The sequence below is a fragment of the Acinetobacter sp. R933-2 genome (assembly GCF_030325485.1).
Taxonomy (GTDB): Bacteria; Pseudomonadota; Gammaproteobacteria; order Pseudomonadales; family Moraxellaceae; genus Acinetobacter; species Acinetobacter sichuanensis.
In genome coordinates, this window is record NZ_JACAIJ010000011.1 from 51,514 (window position 1) to 63,589 (window position 12,076).

Consider the following 12,076-nt stretch of genomic DNA (forward strand, 5'->3'; position numbering starts at 1 on the left):
TAGCTCGGTTTTTTTAGGCATAAAAAATGAGTATCACGAAGATACTCATTGATTTATCTGATTTTATTTAGGCAAGAAATGCTTTAATTGCAGGTACTAAGCGTTGAATAAGATCATCGGCTTGTTCTTTATTCATGTTGAGCGCAGGCAGTAAACGGACAACATTGCCAGAAGTGACATTAATGATCAGCTTGTGTTCATCTCGTGTAATATTGACCAGATCACCACAGTCTTTTGGTAATTCAATACCAATCATCATGCCAAAACCACGCACAGTGACTTGTTGTTCTGCAAGCTGAGTGCGGAATTGTTCCACTAAATACTGACCAATTTCAGCAGCATTTGCCACAATATTTTCTTTTTGGATCAAATCAATCACAGTATAAACAATACGTGAACCTAAATGTGTACCACTATAAGTTGAACCATGATTACCTGCTGTCAGTACACCAACGCCACGCCCTTGAGTCATCACAGCGCCAATTGGGAAGCCATTTCCTAAACCTTTAGCAGTGGTGAGAACATCTGGAACAATATTTGTGTGTTGATACGCAAAATACTGACCCGTACGACCATTACCTGTTTGCACTTCATCGAGCATCATTAACCAGTTGTGTTGATTACAGATCTGGCGAATATCTTCTAAGTAGCTAAAACCTTGAGGTGCTGTGTTGACACCACCTTCACCTTGAATCGGTTCAACTAAAATAGCCACGATGTCAGGATGGTTGATTGCAGCTTCTTCAATCGCTTCTACATCACCAAATGGAACACGAATAAAACCTTCAACCAAAGGAGCAAAGCCTTCTTGAACTTTTTTGTTACCTGTTGCAGAAAGTGTTGCCAAAGTACGACCATGAAAAGAATGATCAGCAACAATAATTTTAGGATTGGCAATCCCTTGTAAATGACCAAATTTACGCGCAATTTTAATTGCACCTTCATTTGATTCTGCACCACTATTTGAGAAGAAAATTTCTTCCATGCCTGAAACTTCAGCAAGTTTTTGTGCAGCAGCCGTTTGCCAAGGCACTTCGTAAATATTACTGGTATGAATCAAGGTTGCCGCTTGTTCTGCAATTGCTTCTGCAAGTACAGGATGTGCGTGACCTAAACCACATACAGCAATACCTGTAAGCGCATCTAAATATTCTGTGCCATCTTCTGTATATAGATAAGAGCCTCGTCCTCGCACAAAGCTGATCGGTTGACGGCTAAATACAGGCATCAAATGTGAAGGTTGATCAGGTTGTATTGGAGCGAGCGTAACGTTATTCATGACGAACTCTTTTCTTTGTCTGAGAAGTAAAAAATAAAAGTTTATATAAGCAAAATATGACACAGATTTAAAGCCCAAATACAAATAAAATTGGAAATAATCTTGAAGTCATACTCTTTATGATGGATTTAGGTATAATGCAGGCAGATGAGTTGAGGATTTAATCAATGACTGAACAAGTACGTGATACAGAAGCGTTAATTCGCGATCAAATTGCTAAACATGCAGTGTTACTTTACATGAAAGGTACACCACAATTCCCACAATGTGGTTTCTCTGCACGTGCAGTAGAAGCACTTAGCCAAATTGGTCGTCCATTTGCTTATGTAAACATCTTGGAAAATCAAGACATTCGCGCAACTTTGCCACAAATTGCAAATTGGCCTACATTTCCACAATTATGGATCAATGGCGAGTTGATCGGTGGAAGCGATATTATGCTAGAAATGTTCCAAAATGGTGAGTTAAAAGCACTTGTTGAACAGTATAGCCCAGCACCAGAAGCTTAATTGCTGAAGATGTGAATAAGCACCGTAAGGTGCTTTTTTTTATAATATGTATTTTGATGTCAATATAATGATCATATTCAATTGGATAAAAACTAAACATAGATCAGAAATATGGTTCATAAATGAGTGACTGAGGTTTATATTTTTAAAAATTTCAAAATAGTCATTGAATTTAGTCTAATTTGACCGCATCTTTATTAAAAAGCAACGATTGTCTCAAGAGATTAGAATTTATATGCTATTTCATTTACCTACATTACCTGCTGAAATTCGTGTGAGTCATTTAAATGCACGAATTAATGAACAACGAAAAAAAATTGCACAAACTACAGCATCAAAACTTGAATTACTGCAATTAACTCAACAGTTTGCAAAAGAAGCACGTGCGCGTAAAAAGAACAATCAGAAAATCTATGTATTAGATTTTAAAGGTGATGTACAAGCATCAGCAGTTGAAAATTTACGTGAAGAAATCACTTTAATTTTAGCGACTGCAAAATCAGGACGTGATCGTGTTGTGGTACGCCTAGAAAGTCCGGGTGGTATGGTGCATGGCTATGGTTTGGCAGCAGCGCAATTGGTACGTTTACGTGATGCGGGTTTCCATTTAACCATTTGTGTTGATAAGGTTGCTGCCAGTGGCGGTTATATGATGGCATGTATTGCGTCTGAAATCATTTCTGCACCTTTTGCTGTCGTTGGTTCAATTGGTGTGGTTGCACAAGTTCCTAATTTTAATCGTTTATTGAAAGAACATAATATTGATTTTGAGCTGTATACAGCAGGGCAATATAAACGTACGGTCACCATGTTTGGTGAAAATACCGAAGAAGGCAAAGCAAAGTTTGAAGAAGAGTTGCAGCAGACACATGCTTTGTTTAAACATTTTGTTGAAAAGTATCGTCCACAATTAAATGTAGAAAAAGTGGCTACAGGTGAACATTGGTATGGTGAAGATGCTTTAAGTTTGAATTTAGTTGATAAATTACAAACATCTGATGAATATCTTTTAAGTTTACTTCCGCAACATGATGTTTATGCTATTCAAACCCGCCGTAAGCCAACTTTAGGTGAAAAGTTGGGTTTACAAGCTGCACAAATGGCGGATAGTTTAATCCCTTCTGTCATGAATAAATTGGTCGATACTTTGAGTAAAGCTAATGCAAGTTTGGTGCAAATGCGTGACCCTAAACTTTAAGTTCTAGATTATTTTTGATCTCTTTGAATGCCAATCATAAAAGATTGGCATTTTTATTGTTTATGTTATTTAGCAGTTAACTGCGCTTGAGTAGATTTCCAATAGATCATTAAACCCGTAAATAATGCGCCTATTGTTGCTAGAAACATATCTTTATGTGCATCCCATACATCACCTTGTTGCCCATTATAGTTTTCAGCTTGTTCTGGCGATAAACCAATCGCTAACCACCATTCAATCCATTCATAAAATAAACTACTTGCCATAATAAATTGGATGCTAATCAAAAATAGTGCTTTAGGGCTTAGATGAGGCAAAGCAACTTGAAATAAACGATAAAAGAATGGATAGAGTAATACGCCATAACCAAAATGAACAAAACGGTCATACATATTGCGCTGCCAACCCATCACTTGATTTAAGTCAAAATGAAATACTGACTTAATCCAATCATTATAAGGAACGTAGGAATATAAATAATGTGCGGCTGAAACGTGAATGAGTAAAAAAATAATATAAAGTAAAAATGTTGGATAGCTGAGTCCTATTTTCTTCTGGCAGATCAAAAGCATGATTAACATGAGTACTGTGCCAATTTGATGTAATAGATAAGATTCAAACTCTAAGGGGTGAATACTGGCAATAATAATTGCAAGTAAGAGGATGGCTAAACTGATCCAATGTTGCGTTGTTAAATTTTTATAAATCATTGGCTTTTTTGTCTCTACATCTTATTGGCTGTTTTAATCAGAGTCTAAAGAAAAAAGTGAGTTAATTATATGTTTATAATGATTTTTAATTGTAATTAATTCAGTCGTTCTTGATTGTGCTTTGACGATACATTTGTTAGCTTAGCCTTTTATATAAAATGTTGATTTCAAAAGAGGGAATGATGACAGGCATTATCGTGTTAGATAAATCAACTTTGGTCACTTTGCAAAACTCAGAAAATAAACATATTGTTTTAAATCAGGCTTCTATTGTACGCTTGGGCTATAGCAAAGAGGACATCACTTCAGTTGAGTATGCAGGCAATAATGCGATCATTATTCTTAAAAATGGTGAAAAAATTATATTAGAAAATTTCTTTGTAGACGGTCAACATACACCGCATCAAGTGGTTTTAACAAATAGCAAAGGCATTTTTGAAGAGTTAGTAATCACGGTTGAAGGTTATCATATTAATTATGACCCAAAACGTGTGGTTGATGAGCTTGAACAAAGTCAAGCGGCAGTGCAACAACCTCAGGCTGCGACAGCAGAGGAAACTGAAAAAGTTGCATGGTATGAAAAAGAACTGGTTAAACCTGTTTTGATTTTATTGGGGCTTGAAGGGATTTATTTAGCTGCATTCCATGACAAAGACGATGATGATAGTAGCAGTACACCAGATTTAATTGCACCCGCAACACCAAGTGCAAGTTTAGATGCTGATGGAAAGGTATTAACTGGAAAATCAGAAGCTGGCGCAACCATTTATGTTAAAGACATTAATGGAAAATTGATTGGTGAAGCAACCGTCGATGCAGATGGAAATTTTAAGCTAAATTTAGATCGAGAAATTATTAATAATGAAAAAGTTCTGATTTATGCAAAAGACCCAGCAGGCAATGAGTCAAAATCGACTGTTATAACAGGGACAAAAGATACGATTGCACCTGATGCTGCAAATGCACAAATTAATGCTGAAGGCAGTATTATTTCAGGTAAGGCAGAAGCAGGCGCAAAAATCTATATTTATGATGTGACAGGTAAAAACTTACTTGCAGGTCCTGTTACGGTTGCAGCAGATGGCACATTTTCAATTTCTTTAAAACCAGCATTGGCTCAAGAAGATGAAGCAAAAGTTATTGTTGAAGATGCGGCAGGCAATAAATCTGAATCAAGTTCAGTGATTGTGGGTAAAGATACTTTAGCACCTGAACAACCTACCGTTGAAGTCAGTCAATCAGGAGATCAAGTACAAGGTTATGCTGAAGCCAATAGTAAAGTCCAAATTAAAAATAGTGATGGTGTGGAAATTGGTTCAGGTGTAGCCGATGATCAGGGCTATTTTTCTATTCAAATTAAACCTGCTTTAGCGGAAAAAGACTCAGCAACGATAAATGTTACAGATGAAGCAGGTAACCAATCTGCCGATTTAGCGATAGAGGCTGGAATGGATACTATCGCGCCTGATGCAGTAAGCGCAGAGCTAAATAGCGATGGTACTGAAGTAACAGGTCAAGCAGGTGCTAACCAAAAAATCGAAATTTATAATAAAGACGGTACTTTAATTGGTGCTGGAAAAACGGACGAAAGTGGAAAATTTACAATCACTTTAGATGGTGGTTTGACTGATAAAGCAGTTGCAGATATTTATACCTATGATGAAGCAGGAAATCGTTCTGAAACAACAAAAGTTGTTGGAACTAAAGATACGATTGCACCAAATAAAGTGGTTTTAAAAACAGTGACAGATGATGTCGGTACAGAAAATAAAGAAACGATTTCAAATAAAGGTCAAACAGATGATGCTCGTCCTGAGTTTGCAGGTACAGGTGAGTCTGGTGCAATCGTCACGATTTATGATAATGGTTTAGCCATTGCAACTGTAACGGTAGATAATACAGGTAAATGGACATTCACCCCAGCCAAAGATTTGGCATTAGGTGAGCATAGCTTTACATTTACACAAATGGATGCCGCAACCAATAGTAGTGCCATGAGTGATCCATTTCATTTTACTGTTATTGCGCCAGAGCAAGCAAAGGCTGAAGTCACAACAACAGCATTTATGCTTGAAGATGATCATGCAATTTCAACATTATTAGACACATTGGTTGTAGAGGAAATGGCTCTGCCTATGTCGCAAACTAAAGTGGTTGATCAGTCAGAAGCTGGTTTAAATGCTTTATTGCAACAACAAGAAAATATGCTTTCGCAGCAATATGTAGACCATATTTTAAATGAATTTTCTGATGTTCCAAGTCAAGAACCTGCATCCAATAATCAGCAACAAAGCACTCTTAGTGATTTTTCGATTGAATTGAAAAATACATCCATTGATGAGGAATTATTGCAGTCGATTGTTATATTTGGATAAAGTGAATAGGTCGAAAGTAGGAAATACTGCTACTTTTGACCTGCTTTATAGCGTTTAAGTCGGATTTTTAATGTAAATCCGCTAAAATATACATTTAAATTTTTGGGTTTTGAGTATGGCAATCATCGAAGCATTTATTGCATCGCAAAATTGTTATTTTAACTATGATTTTGAAGCACTTGATCAACTCGATGAGGATTTTCCTGAAGAGCTTTTAGTGTCTTTACGTGGCATGCTCTATCGACATAAAATCCAATATCCAGATGCGACTTATTTTATTTATTATAGTGATATTCTCACGGGTGATGAGTTTGAAAAAATGCGAGCAGATTGGATGCGTTATTGCCCATTACCATAATTTATTGAATAAAATGCGGTCTACAAAAAAAGCGAAGTCTAGACTTCGCTTTTTAGTTTTCTGAATCGATTAGATTTTAGAAATAAGATCTTTGATTTGTTTTGCTTGGTCAGCAGCGTTACCTGTATAAGTTGCAGGTGTCATTTCAGCCAAACGTGCGCGATCCGCAGCAGGAACAGCTTCAAGCTCATTACCATTGACAAAATCAACCATCATGTCACGTGTCATGGCTTGACCACGAGTAAGTGCTTTTAATTTTTCGTATGGTTTTTCAACGTTATAACGACGCATAACTGTTTGAATTGGCTCAGCTAAAACTTCTTGAGCATGGTCTAAATCTTCAAGAATACGTGCTGCATTTAACTCAAGTTTACCAATACCTTTTAAGCAAGCTTCAAAAGCGATCAAGCTTTGTGCCAAACCAACACCCATGTTACGAAGAACAGTTGAGTCAGTTAAGTCACGCTGCCAGCGAGAGATAGGTAATTTTTCACCAAGGTGAGCTAAGACAGCATTGGCAATACCCAAGTTACCTTCAGAGTTTTCAAAGTCAATAGGGTTAACTTTGTGTGGCATCGTTGATGAACCCACTTCGCCTTCTTTTAAACGTTGCTTGAAGAAACCTAAAGAGATATAACCCCAAACGTCACGGTTAAAGTCGATTAACACAGTGTTGAAGCGACGTAATGCATCAAACATTTCTGCGATATAATCATGCGGTTCGATTTGTGTTGTATATGGGTTGAATGTTAAACCTAATGATTCAACAAATGCTTGTGAATGCGCAGGCCAGTTGATTTCAGGATAAGCAGAGTAGTGCGCATTGTAGTTACCTACAGCACCATTGATTTTACCTAATAATTCAACTTGTTTGAATTGTTTGATTTGGCGCGCTAAACGATACGCCACGTTTGCCATTTCTTTACCCAAAGTTGTTGGGCTTGCTGTTTGACCGTGTGTACGAGATAACATCGGTTGTTCAGCATGTGTTTCAGCCAAAGCAACGATAGCGTCTACGATTTGTTGCATAGAATCTACAAGAACTTCACGACCATTTTTCAACATTAAAGCATGAGAAAGGTTGTTAATGTCTTCTGAAGTACATGCAAAGTGGATGAATTCACCTGCATTTTTAAGCTCTTCAATACCTGCAATTTTTTCTTTTAAGAAATATTCAACTGCTTTTACATCATGATTGGTTGTGCGTTCAATTTCTTTAATGCGGTTAGCATCTTGTTCAGAAAAGTCAGCAACAATCGCATCTAATGCAGCATTGGTTGCAGCAGAAAAAGCAGGAACTTCAGTGATTTCAGGGCGGTTTGCAAGCGCTTGTAACCAACGCACTTCAACGGTCACACGAGCATGGATTAAACCAAACTCAGAGAGGTAAGGACGAAGAGCATCACATTTGCTGGCATAGCGTCCATCTAATGGTGAAAGTGCAGTTAAAGCGTTCATAGAGATTCCTTAGACTTTGGAATTAAAACGAAAAGCGGAAAAGTTCGACATATTTTTCAGTTAAACAATCTGAAACTGAAGTCGAGCAAGGTCTTGAATATCTCGTAGCAATTTACGTTTGCTAAAAATCATGTTCCAAGAGCTACCCCCAAGTTGACGCCATAGATGTGCCATTTGCAAACCTGTAAAAAGACATGCACGAATACGATTAGTATGTGCAGGATCTTTAAAAGCTTCGGCATTACCACGGACTAAAATGCGCGGATTGATTTGCCCCGCAGTATCAACATAAGTTTGCGCCAAATTAGCCACAATACTTGGATGAGCATAGTCTTGATCAAAAAAGGAGAGTTGTTTCAAAATTTTTTGTTGAGCATTTTCAATGATTTCAACAAACTTTGGATTGCTATATACTTTTTTTTCTAGTGCTAAAAGTGACATCGCATAAGACATAGGAAGTTTTGCACTAGAAAGTTTAGGAATTTTAGATTTAGGTGTGGGAGTAAAGGGTTGGGTAATGCTACTTTCTAATGTTTTTAATCCCAAAGAAATATCAGATAATTGATGAAAAAAATCTAAGGTCTGAGAGGATTGATTTTCAGAAGGACGGATATTTAGGCTGGCTTTAATGAGTTGTTCAAAATAAAAATTACCACTTTCACCAATACTTTGACGACCAGAAATTGCAGTCATATGCGTGAGTTGTGTTGCTTGAAACACAGCTGCTAACGCCAAAGCTTTATTTTGGCGTTGATTCAAAGTTTGAGGCTGTTGAAAGGGCAACTCAACCATGCCTAAATTCCTTTCAAATAAGTTAAAGAATTTTAATCAATAAAATCAGGTTTTGGTGCATTGGTATGATGAATGACACCACCACCTAAACAAATTTCATCTACATAGAACACGACGCTTTGACCAGGAGTAACTGCTCTTTGTGGTTCATCAAATTCGACACGTACACCATTTGGCATGCTAGCATCTTTATAAAGAGTACATGCTTGATCAGGCTGACGATAACGAGTTTTTGCGGTACATTTAAAACCTTTTTCAGGAATATCTTGTTCACCTGCAACCCAATCAATCATTTCTGACCATAAAGTTGTGCTTTGCATGAGTGGATGTTCATGACCTTGACCCACAACAAGACGGTTGCCTTCAATGTCTTTATATAAGACAAACCAAGCACCTTCTTCTGCGCCTTTGAGACCACCTAAACCAATCCCACCGCGCTGACCGAGCGTATAGTACATTAAGCCGTGATGTTCACCAACCACTTTTCCTGTATCTAAAACAATTTTTCCAGGTTGAGCAGGTAAATATTGTTTTAAGAAGTCATTAAAACGACGTTCACCAATAAAACAGATCCCTGTTGAGTCTTTCTTTTTGGCAGTGATTAAACCAAGTTCTTCGGCAATCCTACGCACCTCAGGTTTTTCAATTTCACCGACAGGGAATAAGGTTTTATTAATTTCACGTCCATGTACAGCATGTAGGAAATAAGTCTGGTCTTTATTGTTATCTACACCACGCAGAAGAGGCGCATATTCTTCACCACGTGAATTGGTTGCAGTTTCACCACGACGACAATAATGTCCAGTTGCAATAAAGTCTGCACCTAAGTTCACAGCATGATCTAAAAATGCACGAAATTTAATTTCTTTATTACATAAAATATCTGGGTTTGGTGTACGACCAGCGGCATATTCTGCAAGGAAATGTTCAAAGACACGATCCCAATATTCCATTGCAAAGTTAGCCGTATGCAGTTTGATGCCGATTTTGTCACAGACTGCTTGCGCATCAGCAAGATCTTCCATTGCTGTACAGTATTCTGTGCCATCATCTTCTTCCCAGTTTTTCATGAAAAGCCCTTCAACTTGATATCCTTGTTGAAGAAGAAGTGCAGCAGAAACAGAAGAATCTACACCACCTGACATACCGACGATGACACGTTGTTGCATAGGACTAAGCATCCAAATTTGAAATTAAAGGAGAGTTTTGGTGCTCATAGATGAGCGAAAGTGGGTATTTTTGCCCAGAAAGCGCATCTTGTACAGCTTTAATCACCAATGGGCTACGCGCACGTGCTGTATCAAGGAGTTCTTCTAAGGTCATCCATTTTGGACCAATGATGCCTGTATCAAGCTCAGCTTCAGGAAAATATTCGAGTACATGAGCAAGAAAACAGAATCTGTAATAGGTACGATCTGGAAACATTGGAGGGGTATACGTGTAAATTCCTAATAATGAATCGACTTCGACAGCATGACCTGTTTCTTCCATCGTTTCACGAATTGCGGCTTGAATAATGGATTCATCACATTCAACATGCCCCGCAGGCTGGTTAAATACAGTATGTGTTACACCTTCTGTATGTTCTTCTACAAAAAGGAATTTTCCATCTTTTTCAACAACAGTTGCCACTGTTACATGAGGTGTCCAAGAGGTCATAACCGAAACCGAAGGAAATAAAGCACTATTCTACAAAATTTAGAGAGCGGTGGCTATGCACAATAGTAAGGATGAGATAAATTACACCTTATTCATAATAAAAAATGAGATATTAATCATGTCACAGCATAGAGATTATGTATTTTTCACACAGGAAAAAAGACCAATTTCTGTGGCTTGGTTTAATTCTGAGGATGAGGAAGCTCCTAAAAATTTATCTTTTTCTTCACGTTCTGATATTTTTGGAATCATACTGCGAGATATTGTGGGTTCTTTTCCTGATTTAACAGCTTTACAATTTTTTAAAGAAAATAATGTGCAAGATCTAGATTTAAGTAATGACGTGTTAATGAGTCGCTTGGTGACATTTGATCGCCAACAACAAAAAGATGTTGTGAATCATATTAAGACATTATTTGATTATACAAAAACTCAACCTAAAATTTTTGAGGAATGGGCACATGAATTTTGGGATGATCCTCTAGATGAACAACTTGAAGAAATTGAAAAATTTGCACAACTTGAATGGAATTTAGAAGATCCGCCTTATAGTGATCATGATTCATTTCAAGACTTTATTTTGCTATTAAAGTCGATTCAATTTTTCTTTGAAACTGCATTAGAACATAATAAGTTTATAGGATATTTTGATTATATTGGCTAAGTTAAAAAGGATCGTTATTTAAAGAATAATAAAAAGTAGATGCTTTATTTTTTTTAAATATATCTGATATTTATAAAATTAAACCCTGCCGAAACAGGGTTTGATTTTTAGGATTATTTCACGGTAAAGCTTGCAGTAAAACTACGTGCTTCACGTCGTGCATCTGGATCTGATGGCATTGGAAATGGTGCGGCAGAACGTACAGCTTGTTCTACACTTGCTTTTACATCAGGATCAGACGCATTTACAACAACAGATGCGACGCCACCAGTTTCCGTAAGCGTTACGCGAGCAGAAGCTTTTTGCCCTGAAGAGCCGCTTGGCATACGCCATGCACTACGAACTTTATTTTCAAAATCACGTTTTGCAGAAGATGCAATTTTCTTCGCTTCAGCTCGTTTAGTCGTGGCTTCTTCTTTGGCTTTTTGAGCAGCAGAGGCTTTGGCTTCAGCGGCTGCTTGTTCTTTTGCCTCAGCATCAGCTTTACGTTTTGCATCAGCATCAGCTTTCGCCTTTTCATTCGCTTCTTGCTTCGCTTTTTCAGCAGCATCAGCTTTGGCTTGACGCGCTTTTTCGTTCGCTTCTTGCTTCGCTTTTGCGGCAGCATCGGCTTTAGCTTGGCGCGCTTTTTCGTTCGCTTCTTGCTTCGCTTTTGCGGCAGCATCGGCTTTAGCTTGACGTGCTTTTTCGTTTGCTTCTTGCTTCGCTTTTACAGCAGCATCGGCTTTAGCCTGACGCGCTTTTTCGTTTGCTTCTTGTCTAGCTTTTTCAGCAGCATCGGCTTTAGCTTGGCGCGCTTTTTCGTTTGCTTCTTGCTTCGCTTTTGCAGCAGCATCGGCTTTAGCTTGGCGCGCTTTTTCGTTTGCCTCTTGTCTAGCTTTTTCAGCAGCATCGGCTTTGGCTTGGCGTGCTTTTTCGTTTGCCTCTTGTCTAGCTTTTTCAGCAGCATCGGCTTTAGCTTGACGTGCTTTTTCGTTCGCTTCTTGCTTCGCTTTTGCAGCAGCATCGGCTTTAGCTTGACGTGCTTTTTCGTTCGCTTCTTGCTTCGCTTTTGCAGCAGCATCGGCTTTAGCT

Annotated in this window: 12 protein-coding genes; 5 read left to right on the forward strand and 7 right to left on the reverse strand. The window is 38.0% G+C overall.

The genetic code is table 11. From position 1 onward, the window contains the following. Window positions 1-67 precede the first annotated feature (67 nt). On the reverse strand, window positions 68-1,279 hold the full coding sequence (locus tag HX005_RS13485; RefSeq protein WP_286377739.1) for an aspartate aminotransferase family protein: 1,212 nt from the start codon (window positions 1,277-1,279) through the stop codon (window positions 68-70). Window positions 1,280-1,446: 167 nt separating this feature from the next. Here HX005_RS13485 and grxD point away from each other — a divergent pair, with 167 nt between their 5' ends. Together grxD and sohB are read left to right on the forward strand one after the other, a co-directional pair. Next, complete coding sequence (grxD, locus tag HX005_RS13490) at window positions 1,447-1,788, forward strand: Grx4 family monothiol glutaredoxin (RefSeq protein WP_107007778.1); 342 nt, start codon at window positions 1,447-1,449, stop codon at window positions 1,786-1,788. Window positions 1,789-2,023: 235 nt separating this feature from the next. Then, window positions 2,024-2,986, forward strand: a complete 963-nt coding sequence (gene sohB / locus HX005_RS13495) for a protease SohB (RefSeq protein WP_286377740.1) — start codon at window positions 2,024-2,026, stop codon at window positions 2,984-2,986. A gap of 65 nt (window positions 2,987-3,051) precedes the next feature. Here the strand turns inward: sohB and HX005_RS13500 are convergent, their stop codons facing one another. Next, a complete protein-coding gene (locus tag HX005_RS13500) occupies window positions 3,052-3,696 on the reverse strand; it encodes a DUF2238 domain-containing protein (protein WP_286377741.1) in 645 nt (214 codons plus the stop codon). 182 nt (window positions 3,697-3,878) lie between these two features. Between HX005_RS13500 and HX005_RS13505 the strand changes: the two genes are divergently transcribed. Both HX005_RS13505 and HX005_RS13510 read left to right on the forward strand, forming a co-directional pair. Continuing rightward, window positions 3,879-6,071 carry an Ig-like domain-containing protein gene (locus tag HX005_RS13505; RefSeq protein ID WP_286377742.1) on the forward strand — a complete coding sequence of 731 codons (2,193 nt, stop codon included), beginning with the start codon at window positions 3,879-3,881 and terminating at the stop codon, window positions 6,069-6,071. Between the two features lie 115 nt (window positions 6,072-6,186). Next, window positions 6,187-6,429, forward strand: a complete 243-nt coding sequence (locus HX005_RS13510; protein WP_286377743.1) for a hypothetical protein — start codon at window positions 6,187-6,189, stop codon at window positions 6,427-6,429. Window positions 6,430-6,498: 69 nt separating this feature from the next. Here HX005_RS13510 and purB read toward each other — a convergent pair whose 3' ends face one another. From purB to HX005_RS13530, 4 genes are read right to left on the reverse strand one after another with little or no spacing between them, the layout of a single operon-like run. Continuing rightward, window positions 6,499-7,887, reverse strand: a complete 1,389-nt coding sequence (purB, locus tag HX005_RS13515; RefSeq protein WP_286377744.1) for an adenylosuccinate lyase — start codon at window positions 7,885-7,887, stop codon at window positions 6,499-6,501. Window positions 7,888-7,947: 60 nt separating this feature from the next. Then, the gene (hflD, locus tag HX005_RS13520) at window positions 7,948-8,679 is read right to left on the reverse strand and encodes a high frequency lysogenization protein HflD (protein WP_286377745.1); all 732 of its coding nucleotides are present in this window, start codon (window positions 8,677-8,679) and stop codon (window positions 7,948-7,950) included. Window positions 8,680-8,711: 32 nt separating this feature from the next. Then, complete coding sequence (gene mnmA, locus HX005_RS13525) at window positions 8,712-9,848, reverse strand: tRNA 2-thiouridine(34) synthase MnmA (RefSeq protein ID WP_286377746.1); 1,137 nt, start codon at window positions 9,846-9,848, stop codon at window positions 8,712-8,714. Between the two features lie 4 nt (window positions 9,849-9,852). Next, the gene (locus HX005_RS13530; protein WP_107007771.1) at window positions 9,853-10,338 is read right to left on the reverse strand and encodes an NUDIX hydrolase; all 486 of its coding nucleotides are present in this window, start codon (window positions 10,336-10,338) and stop codon (window positions 9,853-9,855) included. Window positions 10,339-10,456: 118 nt separating this feature from the next. Here HX005_RS13530 and HX005_RS13535 point away from each other — a divergent pair, with 118 nt between their 5' ends. Beyond that, window positions 10,457-11,002, forward strand: coding sequence for a hypothetical protein (locus HX005_RS13535; RefSeq protein ID WP_107007770.1), 546 nt, complete (start codon window positions 10,457-10,459; stop codon window positions 11,000-11,002). Between the two features lie 113 nt (window positions 11,003-11,115). Here the strand turns inward: HX005_RS13535 and tolA are convergent. Then, window positions 11,116-12,076: cell envelope integrity protein TolA (gene tolA / locus HX005_RS13540; protein WP_286377747.1), on the reverse strand; the 961-nt coding region annotated here is incomplete at its 5' end.